A 26953-nucleotide genomic window follows, 5' to 3' on the forward strand; every position below is an offset into this window, starting at 1 on the left:
TCCCTCTTCCGGCCAACTGGGGAATAATTTTTTCCTAACTGGAGAAAAAAATGATTGCCTGCGACGACTACTTCTCGATACGGATGCGCGCATCCACCGCAATCACATTCTTTTCGGTAGCCAGCAAAGGATTGATGTCCATTTCTTTGATCTCCGTAGCAAAGCGAAGAAGGGTGGAGAGGCGGACAATAATTTCGGCAAACTTGTCTTCGTTGACGCCCTTCTGGCCACGTGTACCCTTGATTATCTTATAAGCACGGAGGGAGTGGATCATGGAGTAAGCTTCTTCGTAGGACAACGGAGCGAGACCCGATGACACGTCTTTCAGCACTTCGACAAAGATGCCTCCCAAGCCGCACAGCACGACGTGGCCAAACTTCTCCTCGTACTTGGCACCGATGAATAGTTCCGTACCCTTCAGCATGGGCTGTACCATGACAGCAGTCACTTCGGGCAGCTGCATCATACGGTCGAACTCCAGCGCCAGGTGCTGCTCGGTCTTGATGTTGAGCACCACGCCACCTACATCGGACTTATGGACAGGACCTACCACCTTCGCCACAACAGGGAACCCTGCACGGCGGGCAAAAGCCAGTACTTCTTCTTTCTTGGGCGACACAAACTCGTCGACCAACGGTATGCCTGCCGAATGGAGCAAGGCCTGTACCTGATTGGGGGCAATGTAGCCGTCGGTATCGATGGAGTCGATGATGCGACGGATGCGGGGCACGTCGACGCCAAACAATTCGATTTCGTTGGCGGCTGGACGCGGAGCATTCATGATGCGGGTCAGGGCAGTACCCAGTGTCACCTCGTCGGCAAAGTTCACGTGGCCTTTCTTCAGGAAGTCGGCCACCTCGGCTCCGGCCGTATTGATGGAAGGCAGAATGGGGAAAATCGGTTTACGGCAGGTCTGCATGGCTTCGTGCAGCACGTCGTACATCTCGAACATCGTCACCAGACCCGGCGTACCGAAGATAGCCATCACGGCGTCGATGTTGTCGAACTTGTTTTCACAATAGTCCAGACAAAGTTTCAGGTGCTGGGGTGTACCGGTAGCCAGGATGTCGATGGGGTTGCCCACCGCCGCACCGGGATAGAGTTGCGCTTTCAGTTCCTCGGCCAGGGGACCTTCGAGCTTCGGTACGTTCAGTCCGCCCTTACTCAGCGCATCGGTCAGCATCACGCCCGGACCTCCGGCATGGGTGATGATGGCAAAGTTCTTTCCACGGAGTTCGGGCAGGGTAAAGATACAGCCTACGGTGGTCAGCTCCTCGCGCGAATAGCAGCGCACGATGCCTGCCTTACGGAAAAGAGCTTCGACAGCCGAATCGCTGCTGGCAATGGCCCCCGTGTGCGAACTGGCCGCACGGCTTCCACTCTCGCTGCTTCCGGCCTTGATGGCAGCTATCTTACAACCCTTCTTGATGAGCGAAGAGGCGTGGAAAAGCAGACGGTCGGGGTCGCCTATGCTTTCGATATAGAGCAGCTTGATGTGTGAGTCACGGTCGGGGTCGAAATGCTCGTCCATGTATTGCAACACGTCTTCCACTCCAATCTGCTTGGCATTACCCACCGACCATACGGAATTAAATTGCAAGCCTTTAGTCACGGCACTTTCCAGAATGAAGACAGCCGTGGCACCCGAACTGGAGATGAGGTCCACACCCTGTGGATGCAACTGCGGAATGGGCTGGCTGAAAACACTGTGATGCCATGCATTCATGTAGCCGATACAATTGGGGCCAATAAGGGAGGCACCGTATTGGTTCACCGTAGCCAGTATGCGGTCTTCGAGCAAGGCTCCTTCGTGCGTCTCCTCACCGAAGCCCGCCGACAGAATGATGAATGCCCTGACCTGTTTCTCGGCAGCCAGCACATCTACTACATCGGGACACATCGGAGCCGGAATGGCAAGTATAGCGAGATTGGTTTCGGGAAGGTCCTTCACGTCGGCATAAGCCTTGACGCCCTGTACTTCCGCCTCTTTCGGATTGACGGCACGCAACTCACCGGCATATCCGCCGCTGATCAAGTTTCTCAGTATAGCCCCTCCCGGCTTGTGTACATTATTCGAAGCCCCCACCACGACGATGCTGGCAGGATGCAGTAATTGGGTTGTAATCATAGCTACTCGATTAATACGTTTATGTTGCACAAATATACTCTTTTTATGCAAAGGAACAATAGAAGCGCCCTAAAGAAGTAATCAACATTTTATATATTTATAGCACAACACAAATATTCTACTATACATTTTTATGTTAAAGTTATAGACTTTCAGGTCATAAATATAAAGCAAAACTTCAACTCCTGATACGAATCATATTTTTAAACTTCAATCATCCAACACTTTCACCCAGTACCCGTTCCCATATTTCGTATGCACCCTGCGCCCCAACTGCGCCAACAGGCGGGCGAACGACGTACACGAACAGTCCTTCAGAGCAGCAGGATTCTTGCGCTTCACTGTGGCATAGATTTCGGCAGCAGACATCAGGCGGGCACCTTGCTCGCCCGGCTCGGCAAAGCGGAAACACGTACTGACCAGTTCTTCGGCAGGCGTGACGCGATAGAACGGGCGATTGGCCTGCTGGATTTCGACTTCCTCTTCCTTGCTGAACCAGCAGCGTTCGCCATTCTCCAGTTCGTGCAGCAGCTGGGCGTAGAGCTGTTCATAATCCACCGGCGTGTTGCAGTCAATGGGGCGTTCCACCTCTACACAGATGAAACGACGGCTGCCCGAAAGGTCAGTCAACAAGTCTCGGCGGTTGCTGGTGCCGATGAACGAGGCGATGCGGGGCAGCGGCTCTGCCGTGCGGCGGTAGGCACGGCGTACGCGCAAGGCTTCCATCTGCATCAGGTTCTTCAGCTGGGGCACCCGGCTGGCGGGCAGGCGGTCGAACTCGTCCAGGTTGATGAGTCCGTACGAGGCCAGTTTGTTCTCCGCCGCCGTGGCGTTGGTCAGGTCGAAGCTTTCGGTGAAGTAGTCGCGTAGCTGGGGCGGGAGCAGTAGGCGGCAGAAAGTGGATTTTCCCAAACCCTGTGCCGTGCTGACCAGTAGCGGCGCCACACTGTTGGCACGTCGTCCCTCTCCGCCACGACCTGTCCACTGGGCGGTGACGGCCAGCATCCAGCGGTGGAAAGCACGTGTCCAGAGTTCGGTGTCGGACACCCGCTTGGCCAGTTCTGTCACCCGGTCGGTGCCGTCCCATGTGGGAAGGTGCTTGAAGTAAAGGTCGAACGGGTGATAAGCCTGCACGTGGTCAGACTCCACGTAGCGCTTTATATCGCGATCCCAACAGTCCACGCCGTTGTCGATGGCGTCGAGGGCGATGCCGTTCAGCGTGCGGCTATCCACGGGGGTATAGATAAGGTGGTGCGGATCGCTTGTGAGGTTGTTATTCACACGGGCGCACTCCGTGCGTTCCGTCAGCAGGTTGTAGCGGAAGGCGTAGTGCAGCTTCAGGTAGCGCGTCAGGCGTTGCATCATCTGTTGCTGGCGCGAGGGCTTTTCGGGTTGGGCAGAAGATTCTTCAGCAGGTGCAGCGCCCTCTTCTTTGGGCGTATTTTTTAGCGCATCTTTCACCGTATCCTTTTCAATGACAGGTTGTTGCTCCATTGTCCGGATGCGTGCTTCGTCGGCTTCTTCGGGTTGTGCATCCACCCATTCGATGATTTCGTTCCCGCCGTTCAGGCTGAACATACGTCTTTGTTCGTTCTTGGCGAGGTCATCGGACGTCCACGTCATGCGGACACTGAATTCTCCGCCGCCCATCACTACGAAGATTTCTCCTCCGGGCAGGCGGTGGCAGACATGTTGCAGGTCGGTAAGCAGTTGTTCGTACGGAGCAGCGGGGCTGGCTGCCGGCGTACCGGTTGTGGGACTCTTGTGTGCATTGTTCCAAGGAAGGAACCAGTTTCTCAGGTTTGTAATCAGATTCATAGGTTTAGGTTTTTGTCCCCAAAGATACAACATCAAAAGCCCTTTGTCAAGTGGGTGGGTGTGAAATAATCAACCATAATCAACTTCTTTTTCAATCACCACACAAGGATAGAGAGTTTTTAGCAGTTTACAGAGTGAAGTTTCATCGTAATATTCAGAAGATGAGTTGTTTGTGGTGAAAGATGGATATGCGGACGACGCGGAGAGGGCGGACGAACACGGTTTTTAATTTTAAATACGAGCGGAACGGATTTCTACAAAGGGGTGAAAGTTGATATTAATCTTGTGATGATTTTTTCCCAGTTAGGAAAAAATCACTGCCCAGTTAGGAAAAAATTTTTTCCTAACTAGAAAAAAACAGGTGGGTGGCAGCGGACGGACGAGGTGGATGAACGCGGATTTAATTTCTCATTGAACCTACGTGAAGCATTATTTTTCACCATATCTTACTGTATATCAATGAAAAAAATCCGTATTGAAAGCATGAACTCAATTTCCCTTTTTCTTCTTTTTATCCGTGTTCGTCCGTTCCCTCCGATTCGTCTATGTATCCATCTTTCACCCGTTTTTTCATTTCTAATCATTCGCTTTTCATTCTTAACTACCTACTTGACGCTCATAACTACCGACTTTAGCCGCGTAACATTGGTGGTTAGCCAACATAACAAGCAATACCGCCGAATTTCACAAACAGTCCCATCGGGTGTTGCATACACAACCCACGAGTATTGCCTGCAACTCCCATGCGTATTACAAATAGGGCTTATAAGCCACACAAGTGTCGCTCATGAACCCTACAAACACCGCTCACGAACTCGTCATAATAGCAAGAAACGGTGCCCTCCCGGCAGGTATTATTCATAAATAAAAGTACGCCCTTTTTCAACAAGATCTGCAAATCTATTTACTTTCTTATAATCTTTGGGATCAAAGATATTTTGAATTTCAAATCTATTCTTCCGAAAACGATATAATTCTTTAAATTCTTCTCCCTTATACTTATAAGATGTAAAACGATATTTAGGCACCCTTACACTAATACCATTATTAAAATAGCTATATGCTAAATCTGTCCAAGAACTATTATTTGGATGATTTAATAAATCAGCAAAACTATGACCATCTAATCCCTCTGGAATAGGCAGATTACATAAGTCCATCAATGTAGGGTATATATCTATTGAACTAACAATACGCCGATTTTTAACATTTTTCTTGGTTTTCGGAGCTTTTATTATTAAGGTACTATGTAAGGAGGCCTCCATCAAAGTATGTTTACCCCACACCCGATGTTCACCTAAATGCCAACCATGATCCCCCCACACAATAACAATAGTATTATCTGCCTGTCCAAGTTTTTTTAATTCATTTAATATTTTTCCGACCTGTGCATCTACATAACTAACGCAAGCAAAATACGCATGACGCAATTTCCTGGAATAAGCATCAGAAGCGCTTTGATCCAAAGACACTTTTTCATCTCCCTTCAAATATCCATTAAATTCATTACTATTATGCAAAGCAAAACGATGAGTTCCCTTGGGAATCTGAGGAACTGAAGGCAAAGATATTGCATTTTCTTCATACAAATCCCAATATTTTTTAGGAGCAACAAATGGCAAATGAGGTTTAAAGAAACCTACAGCCAAACAAAAGTTTTTCCCTTTTTGAGACAACTCCTTTAATTTATCGATAGCCAAATTAGCAGTCAAACCATCTGGATATCCCTCGTCAGGTACATCAGCACATTCATATGGTGGCACTTGTTTATTTCGACTCTGTCGATTAGTGCCATCTGAATATCCAAAAAAAGCATTCCATCCGGTACCCCATTTTCCTGGATTAAAAAGCATTTCATCCCAACTGTAAGGCAATTCCAACTTTGTACTTTTAGGCTTCTCATAACCATACAAATAACCATCAGCATAATGACTAATCTTTCCAATGCCTACTGTATAGTAACCATTACGTCGCAATTGATGAAACAGAGTCTCTGGATGTTCTAATTCTGCCAGATTCGACAGATTTTGTTTGCAAGCCTCATTAGATAAATCAGAGACTTTTCTAGGCAGTTTTCCAGTCAACATACAAGATCTTGAAGCGCCACTAGTAGGAACCTGCACATAGTGATGAAAGAACAGGCTACCTTCTCTTGCCAAGCTATCCAAATTAGGGGTCTTCACTTCAGATCCATAACACCCTAATTCTTGTCGTAAATCATCAATACAAATAAAAAGTACATTAGGTTTTACATCTATTTATTTTGTGACAACCCATCTTGTACACTGAGCGTCCTGAAATAGTATTTTTCATTCGTAAACCCCAAAATAGAGGAAAGGAAACACATCCAAACAAGAATAAGCCTTTTCATACACACCTTTCTTAAAATCTGATTTCAAATATATACTAAATAGCCCGTATTTTACAGGAAAATCTTCTCAATAAATAGAAATATAGTCTCAACAAAAAGATTCCAATAACCAGCGATAACTTTTAAATATCGAGTTAATCTAATTATTCATAGCACCTTATAATATGAATAACAAACAAAAACAATCTATTACTTCACTAAATACATCCCATAGACTTGTAACATGCCATCTCTTACTGAACGAAAAAAGGCTCTTTCATAAAGAGCCCTTACTAATAAACGCCATTCAAGCCGAAAGCAAAAAATCGGCACGAGAACAGGGTATCCTTGAATACAAAATAAATTCCACTGTCACACAAAGTTTTCTTATCCCCAATACCCAAAAGTCTATATCAACAGAACATACAAGTCAAAATATAAAAACTTTCCACAAACTTTTACATAAACCAACTGCGGTTCACATTATCAACAATATATAAAAACAGATAATGTAATTTCCATACACCCAATTTTATTCTGTACAGAAACTACATTATCTGACTTTAGAAGAAAAAGATTTCTCCCTACTATCTAAAAATTTTTTTTTATTTATTGCAGCACCGTCCCGTCCGCCTGCACCTTTACATATACATCCTGTTCGCCTTTCTCCAGTTCGATCAGGTAGTAATCGCCGGCAGGAGTCTGCACGTAGTCGGCATCGTCCATCACGAAACCGGCATGGGCGGCCAGGGCTGCGTCTTTTACAACCTGCGGAACATCGGTCAAACGTATGTCCCACGAAGTGGAAACCCACTCACCGGCAGTAGTGAAGCGTACTTCTTTCGCCATGCGTTCGTGAATGATGTCTACCTCTACCCAGTTGGCCTCGTAGTCAGTCTCTACAATGCTGGCACCGGGATAGTTCTTTTCGATAAAGGTACGCATGGCATCTGTCAGGTCGGAAGGCAAGTAGCTGCCGGCGCCACCGTCCGTATCGGGCACTTCCTTTACGAGAATACCGTCAACGTTGTAGTGCAGATCCATTTCCTGATTACCCGACTCTACTTCAATCACGTAGACTGTCTCCATCGCTCTGCGTTCTACCATGTCCACGTCTTCTACCTTCCACTGGGCGTACTGGCTGCTTTGGAAAGCGCTTCTCACCGCTGCAGGCAGTGCATCGTAAGGCAGGTCGGTCTCGGTCATCTGCCAGATGCCGTCGGGGGTAAACCAGGCATCGGCCTCGTACCGGTCATTATAGAATTCGGCTACGTAGTGGGCACCTTCCGTCTCCCACTTCACCACCTGTGTATTAGGATATTTCTCGGCAAAGGCATTTTGCAATTCGGCCGATACGGCAATACCTTTGTCATCATCGTCGTCACAACTTTGCAGGTTCAGACTCAACAGGCCAGCTGCCAGCAACATAAAAAACATCTTCAGTTTCATAATCATTTCCTTTCTTTTTTAGTTAATCATACTCATTTGTTTGCTGCAAAGATGAGGGCTAAATCTGGAAAGATTCTGGAAGTATATACCAAATTGGCAGAAAACCGCTATCTTTGCACATATTTATTTCCAAAAGCGTTCATAACAAAAGAGATACATACAGATATGGAAAAGAAATTCAAACGTACCACCGTGACATCGGCACTGCCCTATGCCAACGGACCTGTTCATATCGGACACCTGGCCGGCGTCTATGTACCGGCCGACATCTACGTCCGCTACCTGCGACTCAAGAAGGAAGACGTCATCTTTATCGGCGGAAGCGACGAGCACGGAGTGCCCATCACCATCCGCGCCAAGAAGGAAGGCTGCACACCGCAGGACATCGTTGACCGTTATCACACCCTGATACGCGACTCGTTCAAGGAGTTCGGCATCTCGTTCGACGTCTACGGACGTACCTCTTCGGAAGTGCACCACAAGACTGCTTCCGACTTCTTCCGCAAGCTCTATGACAAGGGCGAATTCATCGAAAAGACCTCCATGCAATATTATGATGAGGAAGCCAAGACTTTCCTGGCCGACCGCTACATCACCGGCGAGTGCCCCCGCTGCCATGCCGAAGGTGCCTATGGCGACCAGTGCGAGAAGTGCGGCTCGACACTGAGCCCCACCGAGCTCATCAACCCCAAGAGTGCTATCAGCGGCAGCGCGCCTGTCATGAAGGAAACCAAACACTGGTACCTCCCGCTGGACAAGCATGAAGGCTGGTTGCGCCAATGGATTCTCGAAGACCACAAGGAATGGCGTCCCAACGTCTACGGTCAGTGCAAGTCGTGGCTCGACATGGGATTGCAGCCGCGTGCCGTGAGCCGCGACCTCGACTGGGGTATCCCCGTACCCGTAGAAGGGGCCGAGGGCAAAGTGCTCTACGTATGGTTCGACGCTCCCATCGGCTACATCAGCAACACCAAGGAACTGCTGCCCGACTCGTGGGAGAAGTGGTGGAAAGACCCCGAAACACGCCTCGTCCACTTCATCGGCAAGGACAACATCGTGTTCCACTGCATTGTCTTCCCTGCCATGCTGAAGGCCGAAGGCTCATACATTCTGCCTGACAATGTGCCCTCGAACGAATTCCTCAATCTCGAAGGCGACAAGATATCCACTTCGCGTAACTGGGCCGTTTGGTTGCACGAATATCTGCAGGACTTCCCCGGCAAACAGGACGTACTGCGCTACGTGCTCACCGCCAACGCTCCCGAGACGAAAGACAACGACTTCACCTGGAAAGACTTCCAGGCACGCAACAACAACGAACTGGTAGCCGTCTATGGCAACTTCGTAAACCGTGCCCTGCAGCTTACCAAGAAATACTTCGACGGCATAGTGCCCGCCTGTGGCGAACTGACCGACTACGACCGCGAAACACTGAAGGAATTTGCCGACGTGAAGACCGAAGTAGAGAAGCTGCTCGACGTATTCAAGTTCCGCGATGCACAGAAGGAAGCCATGAACCTGGCCCGCATCGGTAACAAGTACCTGGCCGACACCGAACCGTGGAAGCTGGCAAAGACCGACATGAACCGCGTACAGACCATCCTGCACATCGCTCTGCAACTGACAGCCAACCTGGCCATTGCCTTCGAACCCTTCCTGCCCTTCAGCAGCGAACGCCTGCGCCACATGCTGAACATGGAAAGCTTCGACTGGGCCAACCTGGGACGCACCGACCTGCTGCCCGCCGGACATCAACTGGGCACACCCGAACTGCTGTTCGAGAAGATTGACGACGAAGCCATTCAGGCACAGGTAGACAAGCTGCTGGCTACCAAGAAGGCCAACGAAGCAGCCAACTACAAGGCAAACCCTGTGAAGCCCGTCATCTCGTTCGAAGAGTTCGAGAAGCTCGATATCCGTGTAGGTACCGTACTCGAATGTTCGGCCGTACCCAAGATGAAGAAGCTGCTCCAGTTCAAGATTGCCGACGGTCTGGAGAACCGCACCATCGTAAGCGGCATCGCCCAACACTACAAACCCGAAGAGCTGGTAGGCAAGCAAGTATTGTTCATCGCCAATCTGGCTCCGCGCCAGTTCAAGAACGGCCTCGTCAGCGAAGGTATGATTCTCTCTGCCGAGAACTACGACGGTTCTTTGGCTGTTACTTCCGTACTGCGCGAGGTTAAGCCGGGAAGCGAAGTGAAATAAAGGAATAAGCAGACAAGTTGACAAGGACTTCATGCCTTTGTCAACTTGTTCCTTGTCAACTACAAAAGATTCTTCACCTATCATGTCCTTTACGATTGAAGACATACAACAACTGATATCAGCCGAAGAGTCCGACTCGCTGGAATTTAAAGAAACAACCGGGCAACTGAATCGGGGAATGGAAACTGGATGTGCCTTTCTAAACTCAGAGGGGGGAGGATATCTTCTGTTTGGCGTGACAGACAAGGGTATCATACGCGGACAAGAAGTGACGGACAGTACCCGACGGGATATTGCAACAGCCATCCGGAAATTTGAACCAGCCTATACTCCTCACATACAATACGTCTCGTTGCCTTCCTCTTCGCGCCAGGTCATCGTAATCCATTTTATAGACCAACTTGGCCGAAAGCCCTATTTATTCGACGGAAAACCATATCGGAGGATTGAAAGTTGCACATCCGTCATGCCCCAACCTCTGTATCATGATTTGCTCCAACGGCGAATTCCCCGCCCCGACTGGAGTGCCCAAATCGTAGATAATGCCACTATCGATGACCTCGATCCGCTGGCCATCCGGAAAGCCAGGGAACTGTATGCCTCCAAGCACAAGGAAAAGGTGCAGGAAGCAGAAAGCTGGGACGACATGACTTTCCTGAATAAAGCCAAAATAACTGTCAAGGGAAAGATTACCCACGCTGCCATTGTTTTGTTAGGCAAGGAAGAAAGTGGTGCCCTTCTTTCGCCTGCCGTCGCACAGATACGCTGGATTCTGAAAGATTCGCAGGGGAATGAACGTGATTACGAAATAAGGGGATGCCCCTTTATCCTGAATGCGGAAGCAATTTTCAAGAAAATAAGGAATCTGAAATACAGATACATCAATCCGGAGTTTCGAACGTTGTTTCCCGAGGAAGTCGATACGTACGAACCCTATGTCATACGTGAAGCGCTCAATAATGCCATTGCACATCAGGATTATACGTTGGGAGGACAAATCAATGTGGTAGAATACGAAGATAAATTAGTCTTTTCCAATAAAGGTAGCTTCATTCCGCAAAGCATCAGCAATGTGCTCGAAAATGATGCTCCCGAAGAAGTTTATCGCAATGCCTTTCTGGCAAGAGCCATGGTAGATTTGCGAATGGTCGACACAATTGGCAGTGGCATTCGGAAAATGTTCAACTTCCAGCGCCAGCGATTATTCCCTTTACCCGACTATAATCTGCAAAACAACCACGTACAGGTGACCATTATCGGAAAAATTATCAATATGGAATATGCCAACATACTGGCCAACCACAAAAAACTGACGCTGATGGAAGTGGAAGCATTAAACAGGGTTCAACTGGGGCATCCGGTAAGTGACAAAGAAATAGCCTGGCTACGCAAAAAACGGCTAATCGAAGGAAGAAAGCCGAATCTGCTCATTGCCAAACATGTGGCACAGCAGTTGAACCAAAAAGCCGATTATTCCAACAATAAGGGATTTGAAGACAGTTACTATTGCGACCTGATATTAAAAGCACTGGCCGAACATCATTCCTTGAGCAAGCAGGAAATAACCAAACTATTGTGGAAGAAGTTGCCTGATATACTCAATGAAGATCAGAAACGCTCCAAGATTGGCAATCTGCTAACCAAGCTAAGGAAACAAGACAAGATTGTGAACCGTTCAAGAGGCATACATTCCGAATGGTACTTGAAAGAGTGAGCAATTTAAGAGCAATTTAAGAGCAATTTAAGAGCAATTTAAGAGCAACGAACCTATTAAGTTTTTGACATACAAGTAAATAAGAAGGGAATACACCTGCAGAAAACAAAATGAAAGAATCTTCACTGAAAGAGAAAACCGCCCGCGGCCTGTTCTGGGGAGGATTCAGCAACGGCATACAACAGCTGCTGAACCTTGTCTTCGGAATTTTTCTGGCACGCCTGCTCGACCGTTCCGACTACGGTATGGTGGGACTGCTTACGGTCTTTTCGGCCGTTGCCTCAGCCTTGCAGGAAGGAGGATTCATCTCGGCACTGACCAACAAGAAGCAGGCCGAACACCGCGACTACAATGCAGTCTTCTGGTTCAGTACGCTATGCAGCATTACATTCTACCTCATTCTGTTCTTTGCCGCGCCGCTGATTGCAGATTTCTACCGGATTCCCGAACTTATTCCCCTGTCGCGTCTGTTGTTTCTGGGGTTTGTCATTTCCAGCCTGAGCATTGCGCCACGGGCTTATCTGTTCAAGCATCTCAAGATTAAGGAAACCACCATCATCTCCATTTCCGCCCTGTGCGTGTCGGGCGTTGTGGGCATTACGCTGGCTGCCAACGGATTCGCCTACTGGGGTCTGGCTGTTCAGTCGCTGTCATTCGTCAGCGTGGTCACACTGCTCAACTTCTACTTTGCCCGCTGGCGTCCCAGCCTGAGCATCGACCTGCGCCCCATCCGCAGCATGATAGGTTTCAGCAGCAAGCTGATTGTGACCAACATCGTCAACATCGTCAACAACAACCTGTTCTCGATGATACTGGGTAAGTTCTACTCTGCCCACGAAGTCGGCGACTTTACGCAAGCCAACAAATGGAACGGCATGGGTCATACGCTCATCACCAACATGATAAACGGCATTGCACAGCCCGTCTTTACCAGCATCTCCGACGACCGCGAGCGTCAACTGGCCGTGTTCCGCAAGTTGCTGCGCTTTACGGCATTCATCTCTTTCCCCGCCATGTTCGGGCTCAGCCTGATAGCCCGTGAACTGATTGTCATCACCATCACCGAGAAGTGGCTGTCCAGTGCCTACATCCTGCAACTGCTCTGCATCTGGGGGGCGTTCATTCCCATCAGCAGCCTGTTCTCCAACTTAGTCATCAGCCGGGGGCATTCGTCCATATACATGTGGAACACCATCGGCATCTGCCTGCTGCAACTGCTCACCGCCTGCGCCCTGTACCCCTTTGGCATGCAATGGATGCTGCGTGCCTTTGTGGTGATCAACATCGGCTGGCTCTTCGTATGGTTCCGCTTCGTCCATCTCGAAATCGGCCTTATGCTGAAAGACATGCTGAAAGACATCGCGCCCTATCTGGGTCTTTCGGCCCTGCTGACCATCGGTACGCACTACCTGACCCGTAACATCGACAACCTCTACCTGTCCATGGGGACGAAGATAGTCACCGTAGCCGCACTGTATGCCCTGATTCTGTGGCGGTTGAAGTCCGTCATCTTCAAGGAAAGCATTCAATTCCTCTTAAAGAAAAAGATCGTATGAGCCGCATAGCCTATATTCTTTCCGCCTACAAAGATGCGCCCCACCTGGCACGCTTAATAGCCGCGCTGGACGACGATGCCGACTTCTACGTCCACATCGACCGCAAAGCCGACGACCGCCCCTTCCGACAGTTGCTCGAAGGAAAAGTCACCTTCGTCCCCTCACACTGGGTGAGCTGGGGTGGCTGGGAACAGGTGGAATACCAGAAGGAACTGCTGGCCGCTGTCATCCGCAGCGGAGTGGACTACGGCCGCGTGGTATGCCTGAGCGGACAGGACTATCCGCTGTGGAGCAATGTGGAGATTCACCGCTACTTCGACGAATATGCTGACACGGAATTCATCATGGGCATGAACCTGTCGCAATGCCACGTTGCCTATCAGCGGAACAAAATAATCTGCTACCACTTCTTCCGCGACCTGGAGTGGAAGAGCCAATGGTGGAAAAACAAGTTCATCGTAGCCTCGCGCCACCTGATGAAACTGCTCCCCGTCCGCAAACCGCCTTATACCTATATAAAAGGAAAGAAAGCGGAAGTCTATTTCGGCTCCGACTACTGGGCACTGACCCTGCCCTGCGCACGCTATGTATATGAACGGCTCTGCACCGAGAAGCAACTGGTAAGCTACTTCCGCACCAGCTTCGTACCCAGCGAACTGTGCGTCCAGACCCTCGTCTTCAACTCCCCGTTCGGGGCACACGCCCTGCTGCACCGGGGAGACTATCCCGGCCTGTCGGGTCTGACCCCGTTGCACTACATCGAATACGGCAAAGCCATCAAGGCACTGACCGCCGACGACCTGCCGAAGCTGACTCAATCGGGCAAGATGTTCTGCCGGAAAGTGATAAGCGGCACTTCCGACGCACTGGCGCAAGCCATCGACAACCTCCGTCTTTCACCTCAAAACCCAAGCTCATGCACATACTGATTCTTCCCATGTACTATCCCGAGCCGGGAGCTCCTGCCCATCGCGGATACATGTTCCACGAACAGGCCATGCAGATAGCCCGTGCCGGATGCCGCGTCGGGCTGGTCTATACCGAACAGCGGCTGCGCAAGGACTTCACCTGGAAGCGGTTCTGCCACGAAAGCCACTTCCAGATTACCCGTGAAGACAACGGCACGTTCGTCACCCTGCGCCTTCATGCCTGGAATCCCAAACTGTCTACCCGCATCGGAGGACTGATATGGGCCAACCTGACCCTGCTGGCCGTGCGCAACTACATCCGCCACTACGGAAAGCCCGACCTGATACATGCCCACTTCGGCACCTGGGCCGGCTATGCCGCCCGTCTGGCCTGCCGCCGCTACGGCATTCCCTACGTGGTCACCGAGCACGCTTCGTCCATCAACCACGGGCACGTGACGCCTACCCAGGCCGCCACGTTGCGCACTGCCTACAGCCAGGCTCGCAAGGTGATCTGTGTAGGTTCATTGCTCCGGAAGAACCTGACGCCTTACCTGGTCCGCCCCGACCAGGCCACCGTGATTCCCAACTTTGTAGACATCTCCACCTTCCGCCCCGGCGACCGCCATACGGACAAGGAACGCAGCTTTACCTTTGTCAGCGTGGGCAACCTGAATCCGCGGAAAGGATTTGCCGAACTGATTGAAGCCTTCCGCCGCAGCTTTGGCCAGATGCCGCACGTGTCGCTCGTCATTGCCGGCGACGGCGAGGAGCAGCCTCATCTGCAAGCCCTGATTCAACAACTGCACCTAGAGCGGCAAGTCACCCTGACAGGGCGGTTGCCCCGCGAAGAAGTGGCCCGCCTGTTGGCCCGCTGCGATGCCTTTGTACTGGCTTCGCACGCCGAGACCTTCGGCATTGTGTTCATCGAAGCCATGGCCACCGGAATGCCTGCCATCGGCACCGTCTGTGGCGGCCCGGAGGACATCATCACGCCCGAAAGCGGTTACCTGATACCGCCCGGCGACGTCGGACTGCTGGCCGAGAAGATGAAACTGCTGTACGACCGCTACGAGACCTTCGACCAGGCTGCCATCCGCCGTTCCATTGCCGAACGCTTCGACTTCGGCCTGGCGGGACAGAAGCTAAAAGCCGTCTATGAAGCAGCTCTGCAGACCGCACCGCAAACCTCTGCCTCGGACAAATCCGGACAGGCCTGACGAGGACCGCCAGCAGACAAACACCCCATCAATCCCAACACCGAAACGAACAGAAAGAAGAAATGAAGATAGCCGTCATCGATTGCTCCGTCTCCGGTCACCGCGAGACTTACTATAAAGAATTTACCCTTGCCTGGGCCAGTCTGGGACACGATGTCCTGCTGTGCGCCCCACGGGCATCGGGTACCGAACAAGCAGCCACCTTCGTGCCCATCGACACCCGTCCGCTGCGTCCGCTGCCCGCCGGCCAACCCATCCGCAAGAAACTGACGGTGCTGCACAACGCCTGCATCCGTCTGCAAAACCTGTCCGCCATCAACAGACAAATCGGCGATTTCCATCCCGACTTAGTTTACTTTCCCTGCTTGGACGACCTGCTGCCCACGCTGGGGCCTCTCGCCCTGTTCGACCGCCTGATGCCCTATCCGTGGAGCGGACTGCTGGTACAGTCCATGCTGCCTGCCTACCGTCCGGGACAGCCCGACGTCCGTCCCTTCCTGCGCAGCCGTCATTGCCGGGGAATAGGTGTGCTGAACGAGTTCTCCACAGACAGTCTGAAGAGATTCCAAACCCGCATCGACTGCCTGCCCGACTTTGCCGACCTGTCGCAACCCGACGAGAGTTATCCCCTGCTGCACACGCTACACGAACGGGCCGCCGGACGGAAAATCGTTTCGTTGACAGGTTCCATCGGCACCCGCAAGGGTATCGACCTGCTGCTGAGCGTCATTCCCACCCTGCCCGCGGACGAATACTTCTTCCTGATGGCAGGAAAGTCGTGGCTGACCGAAGAGCAGACCCGCCGGGTCAAGGCCTTCGAAGCCGCCCACGCCAACTGTCTGTTTGCCCTGGAACGCATTCCCGACGAAGCCTGCTTCAACGCCCTGATAGCTGCCAGCGACGTAGTCTTTGCCGCCTACCGCCACTTCAGCGGCAGCAGCAACCTGCTGACCAAGGCCGCCGCTTTCGGCCGTCCCATCGTGGTAAGCAGCGGACAGTGCATGGGTCGGCGCGTAGAACACTACGGCACAGGCATTGCCATTGCCGAAGACGATACCCGGGCCTGCCACGAAGCCATCGTCCGCCTCTGCCGCGACGGTGTGCCCCGCCCCGAAGGACCGGCCGCCTACGCCGCACAGCACAGCCTGCAACGTCTGGTCCCCATCCTGAAAAGCTATACCTGAACCCTTCACCATTAACCATTTATCATTAACCATCATGAAAGTACTATTCACCTTCGGCGGAATGCCCCACTACCTGAACGCCATGTTAGAGAAACTCCAGGCCAAGGGAGCCGACATCACCGTCGTCAGCCCCCGGAAAGGAAATGCCACCATCGGCAAAGGCGTCAAGATGGTGGAAGAGGGTGCTTACCGCCACCTCAATACACAGGAAAAGAAGATGTATTACGGCAAAAGCGGATTCCCCGCCCTGCCCGACATCATTGCCGACGAACGCCCCGACATCGTTGTGCTGGGCTGGCCCTACTTTCTGCAGGTCTTCTTTCAGCCGTCGCTGCGCCGTGCCCTGAAGCGTTGCGGCGCCCGGTTGGTGATTCGCGAGATTCCCTTCCAGACACCGCCCTACGGACAGATACGCGATTACTTCCGCCAACACCCCATGTACGACGAAGGCATGCGCCTGCTCAGCACGGGCAAAGCCTTCTACCTGCGCCAGTGGCTGACGGCCCGCATCCGCAAGTACTGCTATGCCCGCGTCGCAGGTACCCTCAACTACTCCACGGCGGCCTACGACATCCTGCCTTCGTACGGCGTGAAGCGCGAACAGATTCATGTCACCTATAACTCGACAGACACCGAAGCCCTGTGGCGCGAGAAGGCAGCCGTGCTGGCTGCCCCTGCCCTGTTGCCTCCGTCGGAAAGGCGGCTGCTCCACATCGGGCGGTTGGTGAAGTGGAAACGGGTGGACCTGCTCATCGAAGCCTTCGCCCGGACGCTGACCCAATATCCCGATGCCGAATTAGTCATCGTGGGCAACGGTCCCGAACTGGACAACCTGAAGAAGCAAGCCACTGCCTTAGGCTTGCCCCTCCGCAGCAAGGAAGAGAACGGGGTTGACGGGCGTGGCTGCGTGCGCTTCATCGGCGCCGTTTACGACCCGAAGGAACTGGGAGCTTACATGAACGAGGCAACCGTCTATGTGCTGGCCGGCATGGGCGGACTGTCCATCAACGACGCCATGACCTACGCCCTGCCCGTGGTCTGCTCCGTGTGCGACAGTACCGAGCGCGACCTGGTGACCGACGGACGGAACGGCCTCTTCTTCCGCGACGGCGATGCCGACAGTCTGACCGAAAAGATTCTTCAACTGCTGGCCTCGCCCCAGGAGTGCCGCCGCATGGGACAGGAGTCGGAACGCATCATCCGCGAGCAAATCAACATCGACACCGTCAGCGAACGCTACCTGAAAGCCTTCGCCGATTTCCTCCGTCGCTGACGTCTGCCGGCCCGAATACAGGTGCCGTTCGTGCTGCACACAGGTTGCAGTCGCACTGCAAACAGGTGTGCAGTGACGCTGCAAACAGGCGTGCAGTGACACTGCAACAAGCGTGCAGTGACACTGCAACGGGCGTGCAGTGGCTCTGCAACGAGCGTGCAGTAACTCTGCAGCGGGCGTGCAGTAACTCTGCAGCGGGCGTGCACAGACAGTGCAGCGGACGTGCAGCAACCATATCACCAGGGAAATAGCATCAGAAAACAGGCTGGCGGCCACAGCCGTCCCAGCCCAAAGCCAACCGGAAGCCTCAGCGTACGGCCTCGGTCAGCGCCTTTACAATCCGTTCGCAGGCACGGCCGTCGCCGTAAGGATTGTGAGTCTCGGACATGCGGCGATACATATCCGCATCCGTCAGCAGTTCGGACACGTTGGCCACGATGGCATCGGCATCCGTACCCACTAACTTCACCGTTCCTGCCTCTACGGCTTCGGGACGCTCGGTGGTGTCGCGCATCACCAGTACCGGCTTGCCCAACGAAGGAGCCTCTTCCTGCACGCCACCGCTGTCGGTCAGCAGCAGGGTGGAGTGACGCATGGCGTAAACAAAAGGCAGATAGTCCAGCGGGGCAATCAGGCGTACGTTGTCCAGGCCCGACAGCAGTTCATAGACAGGCTTCTGCACGTTGGGATTCAGATGGACGGGATAGACAATGTCCATCTCCGGATGACGACAGGCAATCTCGCGGATGGCACGGCAGATGTGCCGGAAGCCTTCGCCGAAGTTCTCGCGACGGTGTCCGGTGACAAGGATGTAGGGACGACGGCCCACCTCGTAACCCTTGGACAGGAGTTCGGCATGTACCTTTTCCTTCATGCCCGGCTTGTGGTCGATGATGTCCACTGCCATCAGCAGGGCGTCGATAACTGTGTTTCCGGTAACGAATATCTTTTCGTCGGCCACGCCCTCGCGCAGCAGGTTCTGCCGCGACTGATCGGTAGGAGCAAAGTAGAGCGAAGTGATGCGGTCGGTCACCTGACGGTTCATCTCCTCGGGCCAGGGCGACAGCATGTTGTACGTGCGCAGTCCTGCTTCCACGTGTCCTACGGGTATCTGCATGTAGAAGGCAGCCAGCGAAGCGGCCATAGAGGTCGTGGTGTCGCCGTGAACCAGTACCACGTCGGGACGGAAGTCCTTCAGTACGTCGCGCAAGCCCAGCAGCACACGTGAAGTGATGTCGTACAGGTCCTGATTGGGCGCCATGATGTTCAGGTCGTACTCGGGCACGATGTCAAACACTTCGAGCACCTGATCCAGCATCTGGCGGTGCTGGGCAGTGACGCAAACACGGGTTTCAAAAGCCTCACGGTCGCCTTGCAGGGCTTTCACCAACGGTGCCATCTTGATGGCTTCGGGGCGGGTACCGAAAACAAGCAGTATCTTTTTCATGGGTCGGTCTGTTTTTATTTCATTTTCTTACCCCGCAGAAGTCCAGCTCTATCTTCGAGTTGTCCTTAGGGATGCTGAGGAAGGGCGTATGGCGCACTAACCACGCCACGATGTCGGCCCGACGGTAAGCCTCCTCATAGCCGGTCAGGTGGAAGCTGGGATGGGTTTCGATGTTGGGCTCCACAATCAGCACGTCGGCACGGCTCTCCGAAACCACACGCGAGGCAATATACTTGGCGGGCGACTCGCGCAGGTCGTCGATGTTGGGCTTGAAAGCCAGGCCCATGCAGGCTACTACCGGCTCGCGTCCCTGCTCTTCGACAAACTTACGGCAGGCTTCCAGCACCTTGTTGGCACACCAGTCGGCCTTGTAATCGTTGGTTTCGCGGGCACGCTTGATGAACTGTGCCTGCTCGGGATAGTCCGACACGATGAACCACGGGTCAACGGCGATGCAGTGTCCGCCCACGCCACAACCGGGTTGCAGGATGTTGACACGCGGATGCTTGTTGGCCAGTTCGATGAGCTCCCACACGTTGATGCCGGCATGGTCGCAGATGATGGACAGCTCGTTGGCAAAAGCTATCTGCGCATCGCGGCTGGAGTTCTCCGTCAGCTTGCACATCTCGGCCGTACGGGCATTGGTACGGTGCAGCTTGCCCTGCACGAAGGCGGAGTAGAACTCGATGGCCTTGTCGGTCGAAGCCTCATCGATGCCGCCTATCACACGGTCGTTGTGCACCAATTCGTAGAGGGTATTGCCGGGCAACACACGCTCGGGGCAGTAAGCGATGAAGATCTGTCCCTTCAGTTCGGGACGCTGGCTGAAGATAAGTTCGGCCATCCGCTCGGTGGTGAACACGGGCGAAGTCGATTCGATGACAAACAGGTTGCCGGGCTTCAGGCAGGGGATGACCGAACGGGTAGCCGCCTCTACGTACGTGATGTCCGCACGGTGGTTCTGCTTGAAGGGCGTCGGAACCACGATGAAAAAGGCGTCGGCCTCTTCGGGTTTGGCGACAGCACGCAGGCTTCCGCTCTGCACCGCTTCGCGCACCACCCGCTCCAGGTCGGGCTCCACGATATGTACTTTTCCCTGATTGACGGTTTCCACTACCGAGGGATTGACATCTACTCCCACCACCTGATAACCATGATGGGCTGCTACAGCCGCGGTGGGCAGGCCGATGTACCCCAATCCTACAAATACAACCTTCTTCATACAGAATATATATTTAGTTCTTTGTCATAATTTAAGTTTCGCAAGTGCCCAACTTAATCGTTGACAAGGCTTCAGTCAACAAGTTTACAAGGCTGGAATGCCCTGCCTGACAGAGTGCTGCTCGAAACGACCCGTCGCCAACGCCTTTTCAACTCGTCAACTTGTCAACTCGTCAACTGCAACTTAAGCTTGCCAAAGTTGAGTCATAACACGGGCAAAAGTACAAATAATATGTGTGACTTTGCACCGTTTCTCGCCGAAAACCACTACTTTTGCAGCAAATAACGGGCATTTCATTGTCTATTCTCTATTTTTCAATTGACCATTCAAAAAGATGAGAGTACTATTGATCAATACATCCGAACGTATCGGTGGTGCCGCCATAGCCTGTAGCCGGCTGATGGAAGCCCTGAAGAACAACGGCATCAAGGCCAAAATGCTGGTGCGCGACAAGCAGACCGAACAGATCACCGTCGTGTCGCTCGACCGCAGCTGGCGGTTAGTATGGAAATTCGTGTGGGAACGCATCCGCATCTGGCAGGCCAACCGCTTCAAGAAGCACAACCTGTTCGCCATCGACATTGCCAACACCGGTACGGACATCACCTCACTGCCCGAATTCCAGCAGGCCGACGTCATCCACCTGCATTGGATCAATCAGGGAATGCTCTCGCTGAAGAACCTGAAAAAGATATTCGATTCGGGGAAGCCCATCGTGTGGACCATGCACGACATGTGGCCCGCAACCGGCATCTGCCACTACGCCGGCGATTGCAGCCTCTACGAAGAAGAGTGTCACCACTGTCCCCAACTCTACGGCGGCGGAAGCCGTAAAGACCTTTCCAACCGCGTGTTCCGCAAGAAACGCGAGCTCTACCGCAACCACCCCGTCACGTTCGTGGCATGCAGCCACTGGCTCGAAGGCATGGCACGGAAAAGTGCGTTGCTGACGGGACAGAACATCATCAGCATCCCCAACGCCATCAATACCAACCTCTTCAAGCCACGCAGCAAGCAGGAAGCGCGAAGCCGGTGCATGCTGCCGCAGGACATCAAACTGATACTGTTCGGCTCGGTGAAAATCACCGACCCACGCAAAGGCATGCAATACCTGATTGAATCGTGCAAACTGCTGGCCGGAAAGCATCCCGAACTGGTAAAGGAACTGGGCATCGTGGCTTTCGGCAACCAGTCGAAGCAATTGGAGAACCTGTTGCCCTTCAAAGTCTATCCGCTGGACTTCGTACACGACGAGCACCAGTTGGTCAACATCTACAATTCGGTTGACATCTACGTCACTCCCTCGTTGCAGGACAATCTGCCCAACACCATCATGGAAGCCATGGCATGCGGCATCCCCTGCGTAGGCTTCAACGTAGGCGGCATACCGGAGATGATAGACCACCTGCACAACGGCTACGTGGCACAGTACAAATCGTCGGAAGACTTAGCCAACGGCATCTACTGGACCCTGACCGACCCGGGCTACAACAGCCTGTCCGAAGAAGCCTACCGGAAAGTAGTGACACACTATTCGGAACAGGTCATCGCCAAGAAGTTCACCGATCTCTACAACAAAGTCACCGGAAGCAATGCATAATCACCTCACACCGAAGTTCAGCGTCATTACCGTCTGCTACAACGCCCAGGCTACCATCGAAGATACCATCCAAAGCGTCATTGCACAGACCTACCACCACGTGGAGTACATCATCGTGGACGGCGCCTCGAAGGACCGTACCCTGTCCATCATCAACCGCTATCGCGACCGCATCGCCACCGTCGTAAGCGAACCTGACAAGGGACTGTACGACGCCATGAACAAAGGCCTCCGCCTTGCCACGGGCGACTACGTCTGCTTCCTCAACGCGGGCGACAGCTTCCACGAGGACGACACCCTGCAACAGATGGTACACACCCTGCGCGAACTGACCGAACTGCCCGACGTACTCTATGGCGAAACGGAACTGGTCGATGCCGAAGGACACTTTGTACGCATGCGCCGTCTTCAAGCGCCCGAACATCTGACGTGGCGCAGCTTCCGACATGGGATGTTGGTGTGCCATCAGGCATTCTTCGCCAAGCGCACGCTGACCGAGCCCTACGACCTCAGCTACCGCTTTTCGGCCGACTTCGACTGGTGCATCCGCATCATGAAAAAGTCAAAGGTTTTGCACAATACGCACCTCACTCTGATCGATTATTTAGAGGAAGGCATGACCACCCGCAACCACAAGGCTTCGCTGCACGAACGTTTCCGCATCATGACGAAGCATTACGGCTGGCTAAGTACCGTGGTTCATCATGCCTGGTTCGTGGTGAGGGCAGTGATAAAGAAGTAAATAAAGGATATATTAATCATTTTTCAGGCACGGATTACACGGAAAGACGCCGGAAAATATCCGTGAGTCTCCGCGTAATCTGGCAGTTACAGTATTTTCTTCCTTCACTTCGGGAATTTCACATTGGTAGCCGCATCGAAAATAAAATATTAATCTTCTATCAGCCACCCCTCTATCCCTCGCGTTTCCTTGCTGAAGTTCACGCCTACCTTAAACAGTTTCCGTGAGTCGGAGGCAAAGGGCAGGGCATACTGCTTGTCGTTAATCTGTTGCAACGCTTCTTCGGCGGTACCGTCCAGCTTGAACTCCATGACATAAATGTATTTGTCTGTCTTCACCACCATGTCGATGCGTCCGCTGGCTGTGTGATATTCGGCTTGCGTATAGAAGCCCAGCAGCTTGAAGACGATGAAAAGCACATTCTGATAATGCAGTTCCAGATCGCGCGCCAATTCGTAAGGGCTGTCGGCAAAGAAACTCTGAAGCCGTCGGAGGAAAGCATCCGCATCGCCCTGACGCACGTCCTTGACGAAACTCATAATCTCGAACGACGGGTTGCCCGTCTCCAAATGGGCATAACGGGGTAGCAGGAATTTGGTAAAGCCTTCTTCTACTTCTTTATTGGGGAATCCTAAATAATATACTTGAAACTCGCGATCGTACCCCTTGATAGTCAGGTAACCGCTTTGATACAAGATGGGCACCGGATTGGTGTGCATCGTATCAATACCTCCCAACGAGTCGACAGAAGCCATTTCTTCGGTCAGGCGGTGCAGGTCGTAACGACTGTGCTTCAGCAGTTCGACCAAGAAAGTGGGTGTACCGGTTTCGAACCAGTAGCTTCCGAACCGCATTTCTGCAAATGTGTTGAGCAAGCTAAAGGGATTATAAATATCTTCGCTCTCCTCGGTGAAGTGGTAGCCATCGTACATTTCTTTCAGTGCAGCCTTGGTTTCCTCTTCAGTCAGCTTGTTCTGCCGACCTAATTCAATGATGTCTTCCTGAAAGTTACTGTACAGTTCTTCTTCGGTGATGCCGCACAGATTGGCGAAACGGTTGGACATGGAGATGTCCATCAGGTTGTTCAGGTCGCTGAACACGCTCACCTTGCTGAACTTGGTTACTCCGGTCAGTAGGGCGAACTTGATGTAACGGTCGCAGCTCTTCATCACGCCGTAGAAGGCTTTCAGCGTGTTGCGGTAGTCGGTCAGCAACGCTTCGTTGCCGATGGCCTGAAGCATGGGCTTATCATATTCGTCAATGAGGATGACCACGTTGTGCCCCGTAACCGTACTGATTTTTTCTATCATATAAGAAAAACGCTCCTCGGGCGAACGTTCCTTTTTTTCGTCACCGTAGACAGCTTCCCATTTTTCGAGGTGCTGATTCAGGATTTCATTAAGCGAAGAATGGTTCTCGTATTTCTTGGTATTGAGATCGAGATGCAGGATGGGGTATTCCGTCCATTCCGTCTCCAACGTTTCCATGGCAAGTCCTTCAAACAAATCCTTCCGTCCCTGGAAATATGCCTCTAAGGTAGAGATAAGCAGGCTCTTCCCGAACCGACGGGGGCGGCTCAGGAAATAGTATTTACCGCTTTCCACAAGTCTGTAGATTAAAGCCGTCTTGTCAATGTAGAGATAATTTCCCTTACGGATTTCTTCAAAGTTCTGTATGCCTACCGGATAGTTTCTTTTCATAATGCACTCGAATTAAATATTAATCTTCTATCAACCATCCCTCTATCCCCCGTATCTCCTTGCTGAAGTTCACGCCTACCTTAAACAGTTTCCGTGAGTCGGAGGCAAAGGGCAGGGCATACTGCTTGTCGTTAATCTGTTGTAGTGCTTCTTCGGCGGTACCGTCCAGCTTGAACTCCATGACATAAATGTACTTATCTGTCTTTACCACCATATCGATGCGTCCGCTGGAAGTGTGATACTCGGCTTGTGTATAGAAACCCAGCAGTTTGAACACAATGAAAAGCACATTCTGATAGTGCAGTTCCAGGTCGCGTGCCAGTTCGTAAGGGCTGTCGGCAAAGAAACTCTGAAGCCGTCGGAGGAAAGCATCCGCATCGCCCTGACGCACGTCCTTGACGAAACTCATAATCTCGAACGACGGGTTGCCCGTCTCCAAATGGGCATAACGGGGTAGCAGGAATTTGGTAAAGCCTTCTTCTACTTCTTTATTGGGGAATCCTAAATAATAAACTTGGAACTCACGGTCGTACCCCTTGATAGTCAGGTAACCGCTTTGATACAGGATGGGTACCGGATTGGTGTGCATCGTATCAATGCCTCCCAACGAGTCGGCAGAAGCCATTTCTTCGGTCAGGCGGTGCAGGTCGTAACGACTGTGCTTCAGCAGTTCGACCAAGAAAGTGGGTGTACCGGTTTCGAACCAGTAGCTTCCGAACCGCATTTCTGCAAATGTATTGAGCAAGCTAAAGGGATTATAAATATCTTCGCTCTCGTCGGTGAAATGATAACCATCGTACATTTCTTTCAGTGCAGCCTTGGTTTCCTCTTCAGTCAGCTTGTTCTGCCGACCTAATTCAATGATGTCTTCCTGGAAGTTACTGTACAGTTCTTCTTCGGTGATGCCGCACAGATTGGCGAAATGGTTGGACATGGAGATATCTCTCAGGTTGTTCAGATCGCTGAACACGCTAACCTTGCTGAACTTGGTTACTCCGGTCAACAGAGCGAACTTAATGTAGCGGTCGCAACTCTTCATCACGCCATAGAAGGCTTTCAGCGTGTTGCGGTAGTCGGTCAGCAACGCTTCGTTGCCGATGGCCTGAAGCATGGGTTTATCATATTCGTCAATGAGGATGACCACGTTGCGCCCCCACTTCTCTGCCGCACGCTGTATCACCCCTTGGAAGCGTAAGGACAGAGTCGTCTCACTGGGACGGGTTTCGTACATCGCCTCCCAGGCACACAAAGCATCGTTGAGAATGCTGTACAGACTTTCCGGTGTATCATATTTCTGGGCGTTCAAATCCAAGTGCAAGATGGGATATTCGGTCCATTCCGTCTCCAACGTCTCCATGGCAAGTCCTTCGAAAAGTTCCTTTTTCCCCTGAAAGTATGCTTCCAGGGTCGAAATAAGCAGACTCTTTCCGAAGCGACGGGGACGACTTAGGAAATAATACTGCCCTGATTTCACCAATTTGTAAATCAGTTCTGTTTTATCGATATAGCAGTAGTTTCCGCTACGTATCTTTTCAAAGTTCTGTATGCCTACCGGATAGTTTCTTTTCATAATGCATCAGGATTTACTTACCAATGAACCAGAGATAATATCTGTTACAAAGATAAAGATTTTTATGTCATGCACAAGCAATCTTCTTTTCCATCTTCTCTGTAAGCCTTCTGTTTATCGAGCACACTACCTTAAGACGTCAACTTTCAGAACACTGCTTTGAACGACAGATGAAAGTCGGCACGCAACACCCGTATCTTGTTCCATTTGCTCAAATCGACCGTTCCTTCCACTCCGTCGTCGTCTACATCCAGCGACGAACTGTTTCCACCGATCAACGAAGCACCCGCGCCCATGTAAAATCCCTTATACAGGCGGTAGCTGAAGCCCAAGTCCATGTTAGCACCCAGAAAGCCGGTCGAATAAGTCGGTTGTTCCTTGTCATCGGCAAAACCTTCGGCACGGTAGTGCATATAACCTGCTCCGATGGTATACTCCATGCACAGCCGCGGGGTAATCATCCGCCGCAGCCCCACTTGTGGCGCAATGTAGTTCAGGTTCACATTCTCGGCCAGCATGCCGACACCGTCTACCTCGTAGTTCTCGGAAGCAGTGAAGAAGTTGTACTTCAAGCCCACCTGCCACAGCTCGTCCAAAAGCCAGAAAACTTCGACGTTGCTGCTGAAAGCTTTATCGTAAGCATCGCGATAGCTGACACCGTAGGGCGACAGGTTGGAGTTGCCTAACAAATGCCCCGCACCAAATTCGGCAGACAAGGTAAACTTGCCTTCGGAAGAAGACTGTGCAAAAGAAGCAAAGCTGACTGCTGAGAGCAGAACGAATAAAAGAATGAAGCGTTTCATCATAAATTAAATTTAATAGTATTAAAAACAAAAGTAGTCATTCTCAATAAATATACCAGAA

The 26953-nt window shown here is 51.9% G+C and carries 18 protein-coding genes; 9 read left to right on the forward strand and 9 right to left on the reverse strand.

Annotated features, from left to right (window positions below):
* Positions 1-67 precede the first annotated feature (67 nt).
* The 4 genes from BQ5591_RS01130 to BQ5591_RS01145 form a co-directional block, all read right to left on the reverse strand.
* Positions 68-2128 (reverse strand): acetate--CoA ligase family protein, encoded by a 2061-nt coding sequence (locus BQ5591_RS01130; protein ID WP_071148113.1) that lies wholly within the window; start codon positions 2126-2128, stop codon positions 68-70.
* 210 nt (positions 2129-2338) lie between these two features.
* A complete protein-coding gene (locus BQ5591_RS01135; protein WP_071148114.1) occupies positions 2339-3946 on the reverse strand; it encodes a VapE domain-containing protein in 1608 nt (535 codons plus the stop codon).
* An 854-nt stretch (positions 3947-4800) separates the two neighbouring features.
* Complete coding sequence (locus BQ5591_RS01140; RefSeq protein WP_083380838.1) at positions 4801-6204, reverse strand: sulfatase; 1404 nt, start codon at positions 6202-6204, stop codon at positions 4801-4803.
* Positions 6205-6905: 701 nt separating this feature from the next.
* The gene (locus BQ5591_RS01145) at positions 6906-7745 is read right to left on the reverse strand and encodes a PepSY-like domain-containing protein (protein WP_071148545.1); all 840 of its coding nucleotides are present in this window, start codon (positions 7743-7745) and stop codon (positions 6906-6908) included.
* Positions 7746-7910: 165 nt separating this feature from the next.
* Between BQ5591_RS01145 and metG the strand changes: the two genes are divergently transcribed.
* The 7 genes from metG to BQ5591_RS01180 all read left to right on the forward strand — a co-directional run bounded on the left by metG (position 7911) and on the right by BQ5591_RS01180 (position 17808).
* Positions 7911-9953: a methionine--tRNA ligase gene (gene metG, locus BQ5591_RS01150; RefSeq protein ID WP_071148546.1), complete on the forward strand. Its 2043-nt coding sequence runs from the start codon at positions 7911-7913 to the stop codon at positions 9951-9953.
* Between the two features lie 82 nt (positions 9954-10035).
* Positions 10036-11667: an RNA-binding domain-containing protein gene (locus BQ5591_RS01155; RefSeq protein ID WP_071148115.1), complete on the forward strand. Its 1632-nt coding sequence runs from the start codon at positions 10036-10038 to the stop codon at positions 11665-11667.
* A 110-nt stretch (positions 11668-11777) separates the two neighbouring features.
* Entirely contained in the window at positions 11778-13223 is a 1446-nt protein-coding gene (locus BQ5591_RS01160; RefSeq protein WP_071148116.1) for a lipopolysaccharide biosynthesis protein, read from the forward strand.
* Positions 13220-14152, forward strand: coding sequence for a beta-1,6-N-acetylglucosaminyltransferase (locus BQ5591_RS01165; protein WP_071148117.1), 933 nt, complete (start codon positions 13220-13222; stop codon positions 14150-14152). The genes BQ5591_RS01160 and BQ5591_RS01165 overlap by 4 nt, the downstream gene beginning before the upstream one ends.
* The gene (locus BQ5591_RS01170; RefSeq protein ID WP_071148118.1) at positions 14140-15351 is read left to right on the forward strand and encodes a glycosyltransferase family 4 protein; all 1212 of its coding nucleotides are present in this window, start codon (positions 14140-14142) and stop codon (positions 15349-15351) included. The genes BQ5591_RS01165 and BQ5591_RS01170 overlap by 13 nt, the downstream gene beginning before the upstream one ends.
* Positions 15352-15413: 62 nt before the next feature.
* Entirely contained in the window at positions 15414-16535 is a 1122-nt protein-coding gene (locus BQ5591_RS01175; RefSeq protein WP_071148119.1) for a glycosyltransferase, read from the forward strand.
* Positions 16536-16569: 34 nt separating this feature from the next.
* Positions 16570-17808 (forward strand): glycosyltransferase family 4 protein, encoded by a 1239-nt coding sequence (locus BQ5591_RS01180; protein ID WP_071148120.1) that lies wholly within the window; start codon positions 16570-16572, stop codon positions 17806-17808.
* Between the two features lie 307 nt (positions 17809-18115).
* Here BQ5591_RS01180 and wecB read toward each other — a convergent pair whose 3' ends face one another.
* Positions 18116-19255, reverse strand: coding sequence for a non-hydrolyzing UDP-N-acetylglucosamine 2-epimerase (gene wecB, locus BQ5591_RS01185; protein WP_071148121.1), 1140 nt, complete (start codon positions 19253-19255; stop codon positions 18116-18118).
* A gap of 19 nt (positions 19256-19274) precedes the next feature.
* The gene (wecC, locus tag BQ5591_RS01190) at positions 19275-20477 is read right to left on the reverse strand and encodes a UDP-N-acetyl-D-mannosamine dehydrogenase (protein ID WP_071148122.1); all 1203 of its coding nucleotides are present in this window, start codon (positions 20475-20477) and stop codon (positions 19275-19277) included.
* Between the two features lie 334 nt (positions 20478-20811).
* Between wecC and BQ5591_RS01195 the strand changes: the two genes are divergently transcribed.
* Positions 20812-22077: a glycosyltransferase family 4 protein gene (locus tag BQ5591_RS01195; protein ID WP_071148123.1), complete on the forward strand. Its 1266-nt coding sequence runs from the start codon at positions 20812-20814 to the stop codon at positions 22075-22077.
* Positions 22070-22819 carry a glycosyltransferase family 2 protein gene (locus tag BQ5591_RS01200; protein ID WP_071148124.1) on the forward strand — a complete coding sequence of 250 codons (750 nt, stop codon included), beginning with the start codon at positions 22070-22072 and terminating at the stop codon, positions 22817-22819. The genes BQ5591_RS01195 and BQ5591_RS01200 overlap by 8 nt, the downstream gene beginning before the upstream one ends.
* Positions 22820-22968: 149 nt before the next feature.
* Here BQ5591_RS01200 and BQ5591_RS01205 read toward each other — a convergent pair whose 3' ends face one another.
* The 3 genes from BQ5591_RS01205 to BQ5591_RS01215 form a co-directional block, all read right to left on the reverse strand.
* Positions 22969-24519 carry an ATP-binding protein gene (locus tag BQ5591_RS01205; protein WP_071148125.1) on the reverse strand — a complete coding sequence of 517 codons (1551 nt, stop codon included), beginning with the start codon at positions 24517-24519 and terminating at the stop codon, positions 22969-22971.
* Positions 24520-24538: 19 nt separating this feature from the next.
* Positions 24539-26089, reverse strand: a complete 1551-nt coding sequence (locus tag BQ5591_RS01210; protein WP_071148126.1) for an ATP-binding protein — start codon at positions 26087-26089, stop codon at positions 24539-24541.
* A gap of 146 nt (positions 26090-26235) precedes the next feature.
* Positions 26236-26895, reverse strand: coding sequence for a hypothetical protein (locus tag BQ5591_RS01215; protein WP_071148127.1), 660 nt, complete (start codon positions 26893-26895; stop codon positions 26236-26238).
* Positions 26896-26953 lie beyond the last annotated feature (58 nt).

Source organism: Bacteroides ndongoniae, assembly GCF_900108345.1.
Taxonomy (GTDB): Bacteria; Bacteroidota; Bacteroidia; order Bacteroidales; family Bacteroidaceae; genus Bacteroides; species Bacteroides ndongoniae.